This window comes from Raoultella sp., assembly GCF_039594335.1.
Lineage (GTDB): Bacteria > Pseudomonadota > Gammaproteobacteria > Enterobacterales > Enterobacteriaceae > Klebsiella.
On the sequence record NZ_JBCNNS010000007.1, the window covers coordinates 27,368 to 42,255 of the forward strand.

Annotated in this window: 16 protein-coding genes and 1 pseudogene; 8 read left to right on the forward strand and 9 right to left on the reverse strand. The window is 58.4% G+C overall.

Annotated features, from left to right (window positions below; all coding sequences use genetic code 11):
- Positions 1-69: 69 nt before the first annotated feature.
- The 7 genes from recX to mltB form a co-directional block, all read right to left on the reverse strand.
- Positions 70-570, reverse strand: a complete 501-nt coding sequence (recX, locus tag ACZAHD_RS02140) for a recombination regulator RecX (RefSeq protein ID WP_462455322.1) — start codon at positions 568-570, stop codon at positions 70-72.
- A gap of 68 nt (positions 571-638) precedes the next feature.
- Positions 639-1,703 (reverse strand): recombinase RecA, encoded by a 1,065-nt coding sequence (gene recA, locus ACZAHD_RS02145; protein WP_462455323.1) that lies wholly within the window; start codon positions 1,701-1,703, stop codon positions 639-641.
- Between the two features lie 80 nt (positions 1,704-1,783).
- Complete coding sequence (gene pncC, locus ACZAHD_RS02150; protein ID WP_032691012.1) at positions 1,784-2,281, reverse strand: nicotinamide-nucleotide amidase; 498 nt, start codon at positions 2,279-2,281, stop codon at positions 1,784-1,786.
- A 138-nt stretch (positions 2,282-2,419) separates the two neighbouring features.
- Positions 2,420-3,298 carry a metal ABC transporter substrate-binding protein gene (locus ACZAHD_RS02155; protein WP_004866838.1) on the reverse strand — a complete coding sequence of 293 codons (879 nt, stop codon included), beginning with the start codon at positions 3,296-3,298 and terminating at the stop codon, positions 2,420-2,422.
- A 9-nt stretch (positions 3,299-3,307) separates the two neighbouring features.
- Positions 3,308-4,171 carry a metal ABC transporter permease gene (locus tag ACZAHD_RS02160; RefSeq protein WP_032691010.1) on the reverse strand — a complete coding sequence of 288 codons (864 nt, stop codon included), beginning with the start codon at positions 4,169-4,171 and terminating at the stop codon, positions 3,308-3,310.
- Positions 4,168-4,878, reverse strand: a complete 711-nt coding sequence (locus tag ACZAHD_RS02165; protein ID WP_162098167.1) for a metal ABC transporter ATP-binding protein — start codon at positions 4,876-4,878, stop codon at positions 4,168-4,170. Before ACZAHD_RS02165 ends, ACZAHD_RS02160 begins: the two co-directional genes overlap by 4 nt.
- A gap of 201 nt (positions 4,879-5,079) precedes the next feature.
- Positions 5,080-6,153 carry a lytic murein transglycosylase B gene (gene mltB / locus ACZAHD_RS02170; protein WP_462455324.1) on the reverse strand — a complete coding sequence of 358 codons (1,074 nt, stop codon included), beginning with the start codon at positions 6,151-6,153 and terminating at the stop codon, positions 5,080-5,082.
- 299 nt (positions 6,154-6,452) lie between these two features.
- Here mltB and srlA point away from each other — a divergent pair, with 299 nt between their 5' ends.
- The 8 genes and pseudogenes from srlA to ACZAHD_RS02210 all read left to right on the forward strand — a co-directional run.
- Positions 6,453-7,016, forward strand: a complete 564-nt coding sequence (srlA, locus tag ACZAHD_RS02175) for a PTS glucitol/sorbitol transporter subunit IIC (RefSeq protein ID WP_100686499.1) — start codon at positions 6,453-6,455, stop codon at positions 7,014-7,016.
- Positions 7,013-7,990 (forward strand): PTS glucitol/sorbitol transporter subunit IIB, encoded by a 978-nt coding sequence (gene srlE / locus ACZAHD_RS02180; RefSeq protein ID WP_462455325.1) that lies wholly within the window; start codon positions 7,013-7,015, stop codon positions 7,988-7,990. Before srlA ends, srlE begins: the two co-directional genes overlap by 4 nt.
- Positions 7,991-8,003: 13 nt before the next feature.
- Positions 8,004-8,366 carry a PTS glucitol/sorbitol transporter subunit IIA gene (gene srlB, locus ACZAHD_RS02185; protein WP_015585885.1) on the forward strand — a complete coding sequence of 121 codons (363 nt, stop codon included), beginning with the start codon at positions 8,004-8,006 and terminating at the stop codon, positions 8,364-8,366.
- A gap of 17 nt (positions 8,367-8,383) precedes the next feature.
- The gene (srlD, locus tag ACZAHD_RS02190) at positions 8,384-9,163 is read left to right on the forward strand and encodes a sorbitol-6-phosphate dehydrogenase (protein WP_004866849.1); all 780 of its coding nucleotides are present in this window, start codon (positions 8,384-8,386) and stop codon (positions 9,161-9,163) included.
- A 64-nt stretch (positions 9,164-9,227) separates the two neighbouring features.
- The gene (gene gutM / locus ACZAHD_RS02195) at positions 9,228-9,587 is read left to right on the forward strand and encodes a transcriptional regulator GutM (RefSeq protein WP_462455326.1); all 360 of its coding nucleotides are present in this window, start codon (positions 9,228-9,230) and stop codon (positions 9,585-9,587) included.
- A 71-nt stretch (positions 9,588-9,658) separates the two neighbouring features.
- Positions 9,659-10,432 (forward strand): glucitol operon DNA-binding transcriptional repressor SrlR, encoded by a 774-nt coding sequence (gene srlR / locus ACZAHD_RS02200; RefSeq protein ID WP_462455327.1) that lies wholly within the window; start codon positions 9,659-9,661, stop codon positions 10,430-10,432.
- On the forward strand, positions 10,425-11,390 hold the full coding sequence (gutQ, locus tag ACZAHD_RS02205; RefSeq protein WP_462455328.1) for an arabinose-5-phosphate isomerase GutQ: 966 nt from the start codon (positions 10,425-10,427) through the stop codon (positions 11,388-11,390). Before srlR ends, gutQ begins: the two co-directional genes overlap by 8 nt.
- A 16-nt stretch (positions 11,391-11,406) precedes the next feature.
- Positions 11,407-11,562 (forward strand): annotated as a pseudogene (locus tag ACZAHD_RS02210) (NADH:flavorubredoxin reductase NorW); the annotation flags it as partial.
- Positions 11,563-11,636: 74 nt separating this feature from the next.
- On the opposite strand, the gene ACZAHD_RS02215 reads toward ACZAHD_RS02210, so the two are convergent.
- Complete coding sequence (locus ACZAHD_RS02215; RefSeq protein ID WP_462455329.1) at positions 11,637-12,650, reverse strand: HoxN/HupN/NixA family nickel/cobalt transporter; 1,014 nt, start codon at positions 12,648-12,650, stop codon at positions 11,637-11,639.
- Positions 12,647-14,881: a carbamoyltransferase HypF gene (gene hypF, locus ACZAHD_RS02220; protein ID WP_462455330.1), complete on the reverse strand. Its 2,235-nt coding sequence runs from the start codon at positions 14,879-14,881 to the stop codon at positions 12,647-12,649. The genes ACZAHD_RS02215 and hypF overlap by 4 nt, the downstream gene beginning before the upstream one ends.
- Positions 14,882-14,888 lie beyond the last annotated feature (7 nt).

Consider the following 14,888-nt stretch of genomic DNA (forward strand, 5'->3'; position numbering starts at 1 on the left):
CAGCGACCGGACGGAATAAAGTGGGAATAAGATAAGTTTTCTTTAGTGGGAAGTAAAATACCCGATGGGTCAATCTGCAAAATTTCGCCAGATTTCCTGAATATCTTCCATCAGGTAGCCACGATACAGCAAAAACCGCTGGATTTTGACTTTATCGGCAAATGCCGTCGGGAGCGGTTCGCCATACTTACGCTGCGCCTGCTCTTTCACCAGCGCGGCCCAGTCAATATCACACTCACGCATCGCACTTTCACTGAGGTCGCGGGGAATCCCTTTCTGATTGAGCTCCTGGCGGATACGCGCCGGGCCATATCCTTTGCGGCTACGGCTGCCAATAAACTGGCGAACAAAGCGGCCATCGTCAAGGTAGCGGTTCTCAATGCACCAGGCGACAACGGTGTTTACCTCTTCCGGCGTGACGTCCAGCGTCTCAGGGCCATTTTTTCCCGGTACCGGAGCAGCGAGTTTACGCCGCAGTTCCTGTTCGCTATGGTCGCGCATCGCCAGGATACGGATTGCGCGGTCCAGCAAACGAGCATAGCCAGAATGGCGGGATGAAGGTTCAGTCACGGGCACCTCGACAATCAAAAAGCAAAAGGGCCGCATCCGCAGCCCTTCGTCATGTTTTCACGAGATTATCAGAAATCTTCGTGAGTTTCTTCTGCACCTTCGTTGTTACCGTCAACCGCGAAATCAGGAGTGGAATCCTGGTTACTCAGCAGCAGCTCACGCACTTTTTTCTCAATCTCTTTCGCCGCAGCCGGGTTATCTTTCAGCCAGGAGATAGCATTTGCTTTACCCTGACCAATCTTATCGCCGTTGTAGCTGTACCATGCGCCCGCTTTCTCGATCAACTTCTCTTTCACGCCTAGGTCAACCAGCTCGCCGAAGAAGTTGATACCTTCGCCGTAAAGAATCTGGAACTCGGCCTGTTTGAACGGCGCAGCGATTTTGTTTTTCACGACTTTGACGCGGGTTTCGCTGCCGATGACGTTGTCGCCATCTTTCACCGCACCGATACGACGGATATCCAGACGCACAGAGGCGTAGAATTTCAGCGCGTTACCGCCGGTGGTGGTTTCCGGGTTGCCGAACATCACGCCAATTTTCATACGAATCTGGTTGATGAAAATCAGCAGCGTATTGGACTGTTTCAGGTTACCAGCCAGCTTACGCATCGCCTGGCTCATCATACGCGCCGCGAGTCCCATGTGAGAGTCGCCGATTTCGCCTTCGATTTCCGCTTTCGGCGTCAGTGCCGCCACGGAGTCGACAACGATAACGTCTACGGCGCCTGAGCGAGCCAGCGCGTCACAGATCTCCAGCGCCTGTTCGCCGGTATCCGGCTGAGAGCACAGCAGGTTGTCGATATCGACGCCCAGCTTACGCGCATAAACCGGATCCAGTGCGTGTTCCGCATCGATAAAGGCACAGGTTTTGCCTTCACGCTGCGCGGCGGCGATAACCTGTAGGGTCAGTGTCGTTTTACCGGACGATTCAGGCCCGTAGATTTCGACGATACGGCCCATCGGCAAACCGCCGGCGCCCAGGGCGATATCCAGTGAAAGCGAACCGGTGGAGATAGTTTCCACATCCATGGAACGGTCTTCACCCAGGCGCATGATGGAGCCTTTGCCGAACTGTTTTTCAATCTGGCCCAGTGCTGCCGCCAACGCTTTCTGCTTGTTTTCGTCGATAGCCATTTTTACTCCTGTCATGCCGGGTGAAACCGGGTGGTGAATTCTGTTCTGTTGAGGCAATTATACTGTACAGTCATACAGTATCAAGTATTTTGTAGAAATTGTTGCCAGAGGAGATTGAGCGCGTAAGCCGTTGCCTGACGACGCACCGCCTCGCGGTCTCCGGCAAAACATTCACGTCGGGTAACGCCCTGCCCGTTCGCACAGGCCACGCCAAACCACACTGTTCCGACCGGCTTTTCCGCACTACCGCCATCCGGGCCGGCGATACCGCTCACCGAAATGGCATAGGTGGCGCGCGCAGCGCGCAGCGCGCCAACGGCCATCTCAACCACCACAGGCTCGCTCACCGCGCCATGGCCGAGGAGCGTAACCTCGCTGACGCCGATCATCTGCGATTTGGCTTCATTGCTGTAGGTCACGAACCCGCGTTCAAACCATGCTGAACTGCCGGCGATGTCGGTGAGCACTTTCGCGACCCAACCGCCGGTACAGGACTCTGCCGTGGTCACCGTCGCACCGCGAGCTTTTAATGCCAGCCCGACCTGCTCACTCAGTTGCTTTAATTCAGAATCTGTCATTAGCGCCCCGTTTAAGCCAGATAAAGAGGCCATCAAAGATAGCACTTTCAGCACCGATATGGGGATGAGGTCATCAATTTACGAGGGGGCTTCCGAAAATGAGCGGCCCCGACGGCGTCGGGACCGTTAACGCGCGCGTTACTTCATGCTGGCGGCGATCAGCTCGACGTTATGGCGTAACATTTTCACGTAGCTATCCGCCACGCCGCCCGGTTTCGAGAGCGCTTCCGGATAGAGCTCCCCACCTGGCTGCGCCCCCGTCGCTGCCGCAATTTGTTTCACCAGACGCGGATCGAGCTGGTTTTCCATAAACCAGGTGTGGACGCCGTCGGCCTTAATTTGTTGAATCAGCGCCGCCACCTGCGCCGCGCTGGCTTCGCTTTCTGACGACAGCCCCTGTGGTGCCAGGAAGGTCACGCCATAGGCGCGGCCAAAGTAGCCAAACGCATCATGGCTGGTGAGCACTTTGCGTTTTGCCAGCGGAATTGCCGTAAACTGTTTTTTTGCCCAACCGTCGATCTCCGTCAGTTGGCCGATGTAGCGCTGCCCGGATGCCTCCAGCGCAGCCTTATCCTGCGGATCGGCTTTGATCAGGCCGTTGAGAATATTTTGCGCATAAATCGCGCCGTTAGCGGCGCTGTTCCACGCATGAGGGTCAGTAACCGTTTTCCCCTCCTCATTGAGCGTGTGCGTTTTTACCCCGGTAGAGGCCACCACCAGCTCACCTTTAAAACCCGAAGCTTTGATTAATCTGTCGACCCAGCCTTCCAGTCCCAGACCATTAACCACCACCACATCGGCTTTGCTCAGCAAAGCGCTATCCTGCGGCGAAGGTTCAAAGGTATGCGGATCGCCGTCCGGTCCCACCAGCGTATCAACATGCACATGTTCGCCCCCCACCTGCTGCACCATATCGCCCAGCACTGAAAAACTACTCACCACGTTGAGCGTTTTTGCCATCGCCCCCTGCGTTGCGAGGCCTAACGCCAGCGCCAGAATGACTGCGGTACGTTTCATCATATTTCCTTACCCCATTAATTTACGCCAGCTGACGACCAGTCGGCTGCGCGTGCCAAAAAACACCGAAATAAAAAAGATCCCGCTGGCGGTCAGTACGATGGACGGCCCGGCCGGTAAATTCGCGGTCCACGACAGGCTTAACCCCATCCAGGCACAAAAGCCGCCCATCAGCGCCGCCAGCAGCAAGGTTCCGGGCAAGGTTCGCGCCCAGCAGCACGCCGCTACCGCCGGCAGCATCATCACGCCCACCGCCATCAGCGTCCCCAGCACCTGGAACCCGGCGACCAGATTGAGCACCAGCAGCGCCAGGAACAGACCGTGCAGCAGCGCCGGGAGCCGCGGGTGGTTCACCTGCAGCCAGGCGCTATCAAAGGCTTCGCTGACCAGTCCACGATAAAGCAGCGCGATGCAGAGCAGCGTCAGGCTGGCCACCCCGCTGACAAACAGCGCAGCGTCGTTATCCACCGCCAGAATCGAGCCAAACAGTAGATGCAGCAGATCAACGCTGGAGCCGCGAAGCGACACCAGCGTCACTCCCAGTGCCAGTGACCCGAGGTAAAACCCGGCAAAACTGGCATCCTCTTTCAACGGCGTGCGTCGGCTGACCCAGCCCGCCACCAGCGCCACGGCAATTCCGGCGATAAACCCGCCGATAGTCATTGCCAGCAGCGACATGCCGCTCACCAGGTAGCCCACCGCCACGCCGGGTAAAATTGCATGCGACAGCGCGTCGCCCATCAGACTCATTCGTCGCAGCAGTAAGAAGACGCCAAGCATGGTCGTGCTCAGAGAGAGCGCGAGGCACACCAGCAGCGCGCGGCGCATAAAGCCGAATTCAATGAAGGGCTGAAAAAAGGTATGCCAGATCATGCCAGCCTCGCAGAGCCGAAGGCGGGCAGCACATCGTCGGTGTTACCCCAGCGAGCGCGCTGCGGTTCCAGCAGCAGCGTTTCCGGGAAATATTCAGCGACGCGCTGGTTATCATGCAGCACCGCCAGTACCGTCTGCCCCTGTTGATGCATCTCAAGGATCAGCCCCATCAGCTCGCGGCTGGTTGCTTCATCAATCCCGGTAAAGGGTTCATCCAGCATAACCAGCGGCGCCTGCTGCACGATAACTCTGGCGAACAGCATGCGCTGGAACTGCCCGCCGGAGAGCGCCTCAATCGGCGTTTTCGCCATTGATGTCAGCCCCACGCGCTCCAGCGCGGCGCCGATACGCCGCCGGAACTCGCTGCGGATCCCCCCCAGTAAAGAGACATGCGGCCAGGCCCCCTGACTCACCACGTCCTGTACCGTCAGCGGAAACTGCGATTCGAGGGCATGGCGCTGCGCCAGCCAGCCAATTACCGGACGCGAAACCGTCCAGCGCAGCCTGCCGCTGACCGGAGGAATAAAGCCGGCCAGCGTTTTCAACAGCGTTGATTTACCGCAGCCGTTCAGGCCGACAATGGCCGTCATGCTGCCTGCCGCAATAACGCCGCTCAGGGCCGGCGTAATAGCCAGTTCTTCGTAACCGGCTACCAGATGATCCAGTTCAATCATGGCAGGGTTACCGCCCACCAGGTCGCCAGCCACAGGAGCGCCAGCAACACACAGGCAATTCCTACGCGTACCGCTGCGGATGTCATAAAAAGAGAAGTCACAGCCTTATCCAATTAACATGTTATAACGTAACAATATTGGATTGACGGAAAAATGTAAATCAGCGTCAACGGCGGGAAATGCTGCAAAATGTAACAGAACTCCCCTCATGTCGAGGGGAGTATCGGGAAAGGGTTACTGTCCGCGGGCCTGAGAAACGGCCAGACCCAGTTGCCAGACGGCCATCGCGTAGTGGGTACTGTGGTTATAGCGGGTAATGGTGTAGAAGTTTGGCAGACCATACCAGTACTGGTAGCCGGTACCGATATCCAGACGCAACAGGCTGGCCTGCTGATGGTTTCCCAGCGGTTGCGTCGGCGTCAAACCAGCCGCCGTAAGTTGCGAAATGCTGTAGTGAGTTTTGAAGCCATTCTCCAGACCCGGCGCCTGACCCAGCGCCTGCACCGCAACCTGATCGCCACTCACCCAGCCGTGCTGTTTGAAATAGTTCGCCACGCTGCCAATCGCGTCCACCGGATCCCACAGATTAATGTGCCCGTCGCCGTTAAAGTCCACCGCATACTGTTTATAAGAAGACGGCATAAACTGACCGTAACCCATTGCTCCGGCGAAAGATCCTTTCAGGTTTAACGGGTCATCTTGCTCGCTGCGCGCCATCAGCAGGAAGGTTTCCAGCTCACCGGAGAAATAGTCGGCGCGACGCGGGTAGCTAAACGACAGCGTCGCCAGGGCGTCGAGAATGCGGGTTTTGCCCATCACGCGACCCCAGCGGGTTTCTACGCCAATAATGCCGACAATAATTTCCGGCGGCACGCCGTACACCTGCCAGGCGCGGTTCAGCGCATCCTGATACTGGTTCCAGAATACGACGCCGTTCTGCACGTTATCCGGAGTAATAAACTGTTTTTTGTAACGCAGCCAGGCGCCGTTAGGCCCTGACGGCGGCAGTCCGCTCGGCGCCTGGCGGTCCATCAGGCGCAGGACGTAATCCAGGCGTTTCGCCTGGGAAAGGATCTCATGCAGCTGCTGTCTGTCGAAGCCATGCTTGCTCACCATTTTATCGATGAACTGCTCCGCCGCCGGGTTGTTAGCGAAATCGCCGCCCATCTCCATCACATTATGCTGTGGCTCCAGCAAAAAACCGCCGCCTCCCGCCGTCTGGGTTTCTGCACTGGTTTTAGGTTTGCTGCTACAGGCAGCGAGGAGAACACACAGGGGAAGTAAAGCCAGATAGCGACGCTTCAACATGGGACATCCGTTTAACAAATTTGGCAAAGGATAATTATGGTAAAGCATGCGGCCGTCAACAAGGAAGCAGCAATGTATTGACGGACAAAATAGTCCCGCCAGCACCGCCCTTTCCGGTTCATTATCTACCCGTTCATCTCCCCTTTGCCTCGGTTAGCATTCCCCTTCATCACGCACAAACTTTCAAAATAAAATATTTACCTTTCATTTTGCGATCAATTTAACACTTTTAAACCTTTCAAAGTGATTAAAATGAGCTGCCAGTTAGCAAGAAAAATAACACTCTGAAGGAGAGAACAATGATTGAAGTCATTACCCACGGCGCCGAATGGTTTATCGGCCTGTTTCAGAAGGGGGGCGAGGTATTTACCGGTATGGTTACCGGGATCCTGCCGCTTCTGATCAGTCTGCTGGTGATCATGAACGCGCTGATCAACTTTATCGGTCAGCAGCGGATCGAAAAGCTGGCACAACGCTGCGCCGGCAATCCTGTCTCACGCTATCTGCTGCTGCCCTGTATCGGCACCTTTGTGTTCTGTAACCCCATGACCCTGAGCCTCGGGCGCTTTATGCCTGAGAAGTACAAGCCCAGCTACTACGCGGCAGCCTCATACAGCTGTCACTCCATGAATGGCCTGTTTCCCCATATCAACCCCGGCGAACTGTTTGTCTATCTCGGGATTGCCAGTGGCCTGACCACGCTTGGCCTGCCGTTAGGTCCGCTGGCGGTGAGCTATCTGCTGGTGGGCCTGGTCACCAACTTCTTCCGCGGTTGGGTCACCGATCTGACCACCTCGATTTTTGAGAAAAAAATGGGCATTCAGCTTGAGCAAAAAGTCCATCTTTCCGGAGCAACCTCATGACCCGTATTCGTATTGAAAAAGGCGCCAGCGGCTGGGGCGGCCCCCTAGAGCTGGACGCCGTTGCCGGTAAAAAGATCGTCTACATTACCGCCGGTACCCGCCCGGCAATCGTCGACAAGATCGCCAGTCTGACCGGCTGGCAGGCCGTCGACGGGTTCAAAGAAGGCGAGCCGCCGGAAGAGGAGATCGGCGTTGCCATTATCGACTGCGGCGGTACCTTGCGCTGCGGCCTCTACCCAAAACGTCGTATCCCGACCGTCAATATCCACGCCACCGGCAAATCCGGCCCGCTGGCGCAATATATCGTCGAAGAGATTTACGTCTCCGGGGTGAAAGAGGAGAACGTTCGCCTGTTGACCCACGATGGCGCAGCGGCGCCCGAAACCAAGCCGGGCCAATCGGCCCCGCGGGATTACGATACCAGCAAAAAAATAACCGAGCAGAGCGATGGTCTGCTGGCGAAGGTCGGTATGGGAATGGGCTCCGTGGTGGCGGTGCTGTTCCAGTCCGGACGCGACACCATCGACACGGTGCTGAAAACGATCCTGCCGTTTATGGCTTTCGTCTCGGCACTGATCGGCATCATCATGGCCTCCGGCATCGGCGACTGGATTGCCCATGGTCTGGCCCCGCTCGCCAGCCATCCTCTTGGCCTGGTCACGCTGGCCCTGATCTGCTCCTTCCCGCTGCTGTCGCCGTTCCTCGGCCCTGGCGCGGTTATCGCTCAGGTCATTGGCGTGCTGATCGGCGTGCAGATTGGCCTCGGCAATATTCCCCCGCACCTTGCGCTCCCGGCGCTGTTCGCCATTAACGCCCAGGCCGCCTGCGATTTTATTCCGGTTGGGCTGTCGCTTGCCGAAGCCCGTCAGGACACGGTGCGCGTCGGCGTTCCTTCGGTGCTGGTAGGACGTTTTCTGACCGGTGCGCCAACGGTGCTGATCGCCTGGTTTGTGTCCGGATTTATTTACCAATAAGAGGTTCCTGAAGATGACCGTGATTTACCAGACCACGATTACGCGCATCGGCGCCAGCGCGACGATGGCGCTCGAAGAACAGATGTTGATTACCTTTCGCGAAGGCGCGCCGGCGGACATTGAAGAGTATTGCTTTATTCATAACCACGGCGAATTTTCCGGCGCGCTGGCGCCGGGCGCGGAGCTCCAGCTTGGCGAACAACGCTTTCCGGTGACCGCCGTCGGCGATGTTGCCGAGCAAAATCTGCGCGAGCTGGGCCATATCACGCTGCGCTTTGATGGCCATAGCGAAGCGGAGTTTCCGGGGACGGTCCACGTGTCTGGCCCCGTGCCGGACGCGATCGCCCCCGGCTGTATATTGAAATTTGTTGCATGAGTTGTCAGGAGAAGACTATGAATCAGGTTGCTGTTGTCATCGGCGGTGGACAAACCTTAGGCGAGTTTCTGAGCCGGGGCCTTGCCGCACAGGGGTATCGGGTTGCCGTTGTGGATATCCAAAGCGATAAAGCCACGCGCGTCGCGCAGGCTATCAACGACGAATATGGAGAAGGAACGGCGTACGGTTTTGGCGCCGATGCCACCAGCGAGGCCAGCGTGATGGCCCTCGCCCGCGGCGTGGACGAAATATTCGCGCGGGTGGATCTGTTGGTGTACAGCGCCGGGATCGCCAAAGCGGCCTTTATCAGCGATTTCGCGCTCGGTGATTTTGACCGTTCGCTGCAGGTGAATCTGGTGGGCTACTTCCTCTGCGCTCGCGAATTTTCACGGCTGATGATTCGCGATGGGATCAAGGGGCGTATTATTCAGATCAATTCCAAATCCGGCAAAGTCGGCAGCAAGCACAATTCCGGCTATAGCGCAGCGAAGTTTGGCGGCGTCGGGCTGACCCAGTCGCTGGCGTTGGATCTGGCGGAATACGGCATTACCGTTCACGCATTGATGCTGGGCAACCTGTTGAAATCGCCGATGTTCCAGTCACTGCTGCCGCAATATGCCAGCAAGCTGGGCATTGCCGAGGACGAAGTCGAGCAGTATTACATCGACAAGGTGCCGCTGAAACGCGGCTGCGACTATCAGGATGTCCTCAACGTACTGATGTTTTACGCCAGCCCGCAGGCCTCTTACTGCACCGGGCAATCCATCAACGTCACCGGCGGGCAGGTGATGTTTTAACCGCCGGTTCCCGGGTCGCGTCGCGATCCGGGTTCTTCCCGACGCCACGCCTTAAGGAGATTTTATGGTTAGCGCATTAATCACCGTCGCCGCCATCGCCTGGATCGCCCAGCTCGCCTTCGGCGGCTGGCAGATCCGCCGCTTTAACCGCGAGTTCGATAAACTCTGTCAGCAGGGCCGCGTCGGCGTCGGGCGTTCATCGGGCCGCTTCAAACCGCGCGCGATCGTGGCCATCGCCTTTGACGGCCACGATCGCGTCAGCGATACGCTGCTGATGAGAGGAGTGACCGTCTTCGCTCGCCCACGAAAAATCCCCGCGATAAACGGGCAATATCGTGAGCAATTGCGGCCAGACATGATCTTTCCCCAGGATCCGCTCAGTCAGAATGCACTATCATTAGCGCTTAAACCGAAACATGTATAATTTCGTTGTAAAAGTAAATATCTTGCGAAATTATCACTTCGAAACTTAACGCAGGATAGGATACTACCGCTATGAAACCACGTCAGCGCCAGGCAGCTATTGTTGAGCACCTGCAAGCACAGGGTAAATGCTCGGTTGAAGAGCTGGCGCAGCACTTCGACACCACCGGCACCACCATCCGCAAGGATCTGGTGATCCTCGAAAATGCCGGCACCGTTATTCGCACCTACGGCGGCGTGGTCCTCAACAAAGATGAGCCTGACCCGCCCATCGATCATAAGACGCTCATTAACACCCATAAAAAAGTGCTGATCGCCGAAACGGCGGTGCGCTACATCCACGATGGCGATTCGATCATCCTCGATGCTGGCAGCACGGTGCTGCAAATGGTGCCGCTGCTCAGCCGCTTCAATAACATCACGGTCATGACCAATAGCCTGCATATCGTCAACGCGCTCTCCGAACTGGATAATGAACAAACGCTCCTGATGCCCGGCGGCACCTTCCGTAAAAAATCGGCCTCCTTCCACGGACAACTGGCGGAAAATGCCTTCGAGCAGTTCAGCTTCGACAAACTGTTTATGGGCACCGACGGCATCGACCTGAACGCCGGCGTGACGACCTTCAATGAGGTCTTCACCGTCAGTAAAGCGATGTGCAATGCCGCCAGAGAAGTGATCCTGATGGCCGACTCATCAAAATTTGGCCGTAAGAGCCCGAACATCGTCTGCAGCCTCGAGCGCGTGGATAAGCTGATTACCGATGCTGGTATTGACCCGACGTTCCAGCGGGCGCTGGAAGAACAAGGTATCGAAGTGATTATTACTGGAGAAGAACATGAGTAACTTTCTGTTAGAAGTCGGACGCCAGACCCTGATGCTGGAGCTACAGGAGGCCAGCCGCTTGCCTGAACGCCTGGGCGACGACTTCATCCGCGCGGCGGAAACCATCCTCCGCTGTGAAGGGAAACTGGTGGTCTCCGGTATCGGTAAATCAGGCCATATCGGCAAAAAACTGGCGGCCACTTTTGCCAGTACCGGCACCCCGGCCTTTTTCGTCCATCCGGCGGAGGCGCTGCACGGCGACCTCGGGATGCTTGATGGTCGCGACGTGATGCTGTTTATCTCCTACTCCGGCAGCGCCAAAGAACTGGATCTCATCGTTCCACGTCTGGAAGAAAAAGGGATCCCGCTGCTGGCGATGACCGGAAAATCACAATCTCCGCTGGCGCTGGCGGCAAAAGCGGTGCTGGATATCGCCGTCGAACGCGAAGCCTGCCCGATGCATCTGGCCCCCACCTCCAGCACCGTCAACACCCTGATGCTCGGCGACGCGCTGGCAATGGCAGTGATGCAGGCCCGCGGTTTCAATGAAGAAGATTTCGCCCGTTCACACCCCGCTGGCGCCCTCGGCGCGCGACTGCTGAACAAGGTTCATCACCTGATGCGCCGCGACGACGATGTCCCGCGCGTCGACCTTGATACCCGCGTGATGGACGCAATGTTGGAGTTAAGTCGTACCGGGCTGGGTCTGGTCGCGGTCTGCGATACGCAAAACCGCGTGCAGGGCGTCTTCACCGATGGCGACCTGCGCCGCTGGCTGGTCGGCGGCGGGACGCTAAACGATGCCGTTGCCCGGGCGATGACCCGTAACGGCGTCACCCTGCAGGCGGAAAGCCGAGCGGTAGAAGCCAAAGAGCGGCTGATGAAGCACAAAATCAGCGCTGCCCCGGTGGTCGACGAAAACGGCCTTCTGGTTGGAGCGATTAACCTGCAGAACTTCTATCAGTCCGGGATTCTTTAGGCCGCAGACGCTTCGCCAGCCGATTTTACTGAGCGCGATGTGCCTCGTGAAAAACCTGCTGGCGCAGGCGAGCGAACTAACGCTGCCGCCGATGCTGGTGAAGGTCAAAACGCCGGATCTGCCGCTGCATCTGGCAGGCATTATTCCCGGGGCGCGGCGTAAACACCTTACCCGGGCGACAGACTCACCTGACGCCACCGCGCAGGTAGCCCGGCTAAGCGCAGCGCGAGCCGGGGAATCCTCAACCTACCGCGCCAGATTATCGTACCCGCGCCAGCGGTAATTGAGCACCGACAGCACCCAGCAGGCGACAAACAACCCGATAACCACAAAACCGGCGTCGCCGAGATTATCGTTCACCACGCCGACCCAGCGCCATAGCCCGCCGCTAAGCGAAAACTTGTCCATCAGCAGCCCCAGCGCTTCCAGACCACCGATAAATAACGCCACCACCACCGACGTGCCGGTAATGGTCATATTGTAATAGAGCTTGCGCTGCGGCTTGCTAAACGCCCAGCCGTAAGCGCCGACCATCAGCACATTATCGAGGGTATCCACCAGCGCCATCCCGCTGGCAAACAGCGCCGGAAAGACCATGATCGACCAGATGGACATTCCGCTTGACGCGCTGGCGGCAGAAATCCCCAGCACGCCGATTTCGGTGGCGGTATCAAATCCGAGGCCAAACAGAAAGCCCACCAGATACATCTGCCAGCTACGGCTAATCAGACGAAAGGTTTTGCCGAACAGCCAGCTCATCATGCCACCGCCGGTCGCTACATCATCGCTCACCTTGCCGCCTCTCTTCCAGGTGCGAAAGCTGCGCCAGACGCCGCGTAAAATCACCAGATTGATAAACGCCATTAGCAATAAAAACAGCGCCGATACCGCCGTGCCAATCACGCTACCGGTATTGTGAAGCCAGCTCATCTGCTGGCCGAAAGCGGTGGCGGTCGCGGCAATCGCCGCCGAAGCCAGCACCACAATCGACGAGTGGCCAAATGAGAACCAGGCTCCGACGGCAAAAGGCCGACGCCCCTGCTGCATCATTTTGCGGGTAACGCTGTCGATCGCCGCGATATGGTCGGCATCGACCGCATGGCGCAATCCGTACCCCCAGGCCAGCAGGCTCGCCGCCATCAGCGCGCCGCTATCGCCAAACGCCTGCCAGGCCCAACCCCAGGCGAGCAGATTTGCCAGGATCAGTCCCAGCACCAGCGCAGCGGCACGCGGCTGCTGGCGTAAAATTGTCACTATCATGATGATGTCCTGTGAGCCTGCCAGCGGGCTGCGGCCACGACCGCCTGACCAAACGCGATGGCCCCATCTCCGGCAGGAAGCTGCTGCGGAAACAGCAGAGTAAAATCCGCCAGATAAAAGGTCAATCGTGAGACCAGCAGCCGGTTGTGCAACACACCACCGCTGAAGGCCAGCGTAGTCATCCCGCGCGACGTCGCACAATCGCGCGCCATCTCAGCCACTCCGCAGGCCAGCGCATCGTGAAAGGCCCAGGCTTTTTGTTCGCGGCTCGCCCGCCATCCCAGCCACTGCGGCCAGAACGTAGCCAGATCCAGTTCGCCCGCCTGCCACGGCAGACGAACTGGATGCGTAACGCCATCGCAGGTGGTGGCCAACGCCTCCAGCCGGCAGGCCGCCTCACCTTCATAGCTTAGGCTGTCCGGCGCACAGCCCAGCGCACAGGCCACCGCATCGAACAAACGCCCGCAGGATGACGCCTTCGGCGCATTCATTCTTCGCTCAATGGCGCGCGCCAGCAGCGGCCAGTTGTGCTGATGTAACGCCGCAGTTTGCGCATCGCTTTGCCAGTCCTCAACGTAGGCCAGACAGTGGGCCAGCAGATTACGCCACGGCTGACGAGCCGCCAGATCGCCGCCGGGGAGCGCCACCGCCGGTAGTCCGCCCAGGCGTTCGCACTCCCGGTAGTTAACCCGCAGGCACTCGCCGCCCCACAGCGCACCGCTTTCCCCCATGCCGATGCCGTCGAGGACCACGGCAATCACCTCGCCGCCATCCAGCGGCCAGCCGTGTTCCGCGAGGCAAGCGGCGGCATGGGCATGATGATGCAGGACGCGTTCAACCGGCAGCGCCAACGAGTCTGCCCACTGCGTCGAACGGTAGCCGGGATGCGCGTCGCTTACCACCAGGCTGGGATTAAAGCCATAAACCGCCTGCATCAGACGCCGCGCCTGATTCCACTGCTGTTCCACGCCTTCATCGCCGAGATCGCCAAAGTGCTGACTCAGCACCGCCTGCTCCCCGCGCGCCAGACAAAAGGTATTTTTCATATCGGCGCCGAGGCACAGCAGCGGCGGCACGTCATGAAACCCCGGCGGCAACGGCATCGCGTCAGGCACATAGCCCCGCGAACGGCGTAGCATTTCACCACTTTGCCGTACTACTGAGTCATCCATCCGTTGCACGATGTCACGGTTGTGCAGCAAAAAGCCATCGGCGATCGCGGCCAAATCGCGTAGCGCATCGGCGTTAGCGATCGCCGGTGGCCGCCCGCTCAGATTGCCGGAGGTCATCACTAAAGGGCGCGCCAGCGCCTGCAAAACCAGATGCTGCAGCGGATTAGATGGCAGCATCACCCCCACTTCATTCAGTGCTGGCGCAATGTCGTCACACAGGCCATCGACCTGCGATTTCTCTATCAATACGATGGGTGCTGCGGGTGAAGTCAGTAATGCCTGCGCCTCTTCCGGCAAACTGTCCGCTGCCGGTAGCATCACCGCCAGCGGTTTTGTCGGACGATGTTTGCGCGTGCGTAACGCCGCGACCGCGCGCGGATGACCGGCATCGCACACCAGATGAAAACCACCCACGCCCTTGATGGCTACAATTTTCCCGGCCTGCAGTTGGTGAATTGCCGCCTGCAATGCCGCCTCCCCTGCCAACGACTCACCTTCCGCGCGCCACTCCAGGTGCGGGCCGCAGTCGGTACAGGCTACCGGCTGAGCATGAAAACGTCGGTCGCCAGGGTGGCGATACTCGGCCTCGCAGCGCGGACAGAGGGGAAAAGGGGCCATCGTGGTAAAGGGGCGGTCATAGGGCATCGCGCGAATAATAGTGAAACGCGGCCCACAGTGCGTGCAGTTAATAAACGGGTAACGATAGCGGCGCTCCTGCGGATTGTTCATCTCCGCCAGGCATGCCGGGCAGGTGGCAGCATCGGGTACAATCTGGGTACGCATACTTCCGCCGCCACTTTCACGGATGGCGAAATCCTGCGGTAGCGTACACCAGTGAAACGGCCGGGTTTCCACACTGTCGATACGCGCCAGCGGCGGACAGCAGCGAGTCAGCGCGGCGAGAAACGCCGCCTCATCTCCCAGTAGACGCACCCGTACGCCGTCGCCGTCGTTACATACGTCACCGCAGCGTGCTAACTGCTGCGCCAACTGCCAGACAAAGGGGCGGAAACCCACCCCCTGCACTTTACCGCGAATGCGAATCTGCACCCCGTTCATCGAGCCA

Coding starts and splice junctions, on each gene's coding strand:
- recA (WP_462455323.1), bottom strand. CDS start 1,703: ATGGCTATCGACGAAAACAAGCAGAAAGCGTTGGCGGCAGCACTGGGC.
- pncC (WP_032691012.1), bottom strand. CDS start 2,281: ATGACAGATTCTGAATTAAAGCAACTGAGTGAGCAGGTCGGGCTGGCA.
- ACZAHD_RS02155 (WP_004866838.1), bottom strand. CDS start 3,298: ATGAAACGTACCGCAGTCATTCTGGCGCTGGCGTTAGGCCTCGCAACG.
- ACZAHD_RS02160 (WP_032691010.1), bottom strand. CDS start 4,171: ATGATCTGGCATACCTTTTTTCAGCCCTTCATTGAATTCGGCTTTATG.
- mltB (WP_462455324.1), bottom strand. CDS start 6,153: ATGTTGAAGCGTCGCTATCTGGCTTTACTTCCCCTGTGTGTTCTCCTC.
- srlA (WP_100686499.1), top strand. CDS start 6,453: ATGATTGAAGTCATTACCCACGGCGCCGAATGGTTTATCGGCCTGTTT.
- srlE (WP_462455325.1), top strand. CDS start 7,013: ATGACCCGTATTCGTATTGAAAAAGGCGCCAGCGGCTGGGGCGGCCCC.
- srlB (WP_015585885.1), top strand. CDS start 8,004: ATGACCGTGATTTACCAGACCACGATTACGCGCATCGGCGCCAGCGCG.
- srlD (WP_004866849.1), top strand. CDS start 8,384: ATGAATCAGGTTGCTGTTGTCATCGGCGGTGGACAAACCTTAGGCGAG.
- gutM (WP_462455326.1), top strand. CDS start 9,228: ATGGTTAGCGCATTAATCACCGTCGCCGCCATCGCCTGGATCGCCCAG.
- srlR (WP_462455327.1), top strand. CDS start 9,659: ATGAAACCACGTCAGCGCCAGGCAGCTATTGTTGAGCACCTGCAAGCA.
- gutQ (WP_462455328.1), top strand. CDS start 10,425: ATGAGTAACTTTCTGTTAGAAGTCGGACGCCAGACCCTGATGCTGGAG.
- ACZAHD_RS02215 (WP_462455329.1), bottom strand. CDS start 12,650: ATGATAGTGACAATTTTACGCCAGCAGCCGCGTGCCGCTGCGCTGGTG.
- hypF (WP_462455330.1), bottom strand. CDS start 14,881: ATGAACGGGGTGCAGATTCGCATTCGCGGTAAAGTGCAGGGGGTGGGT.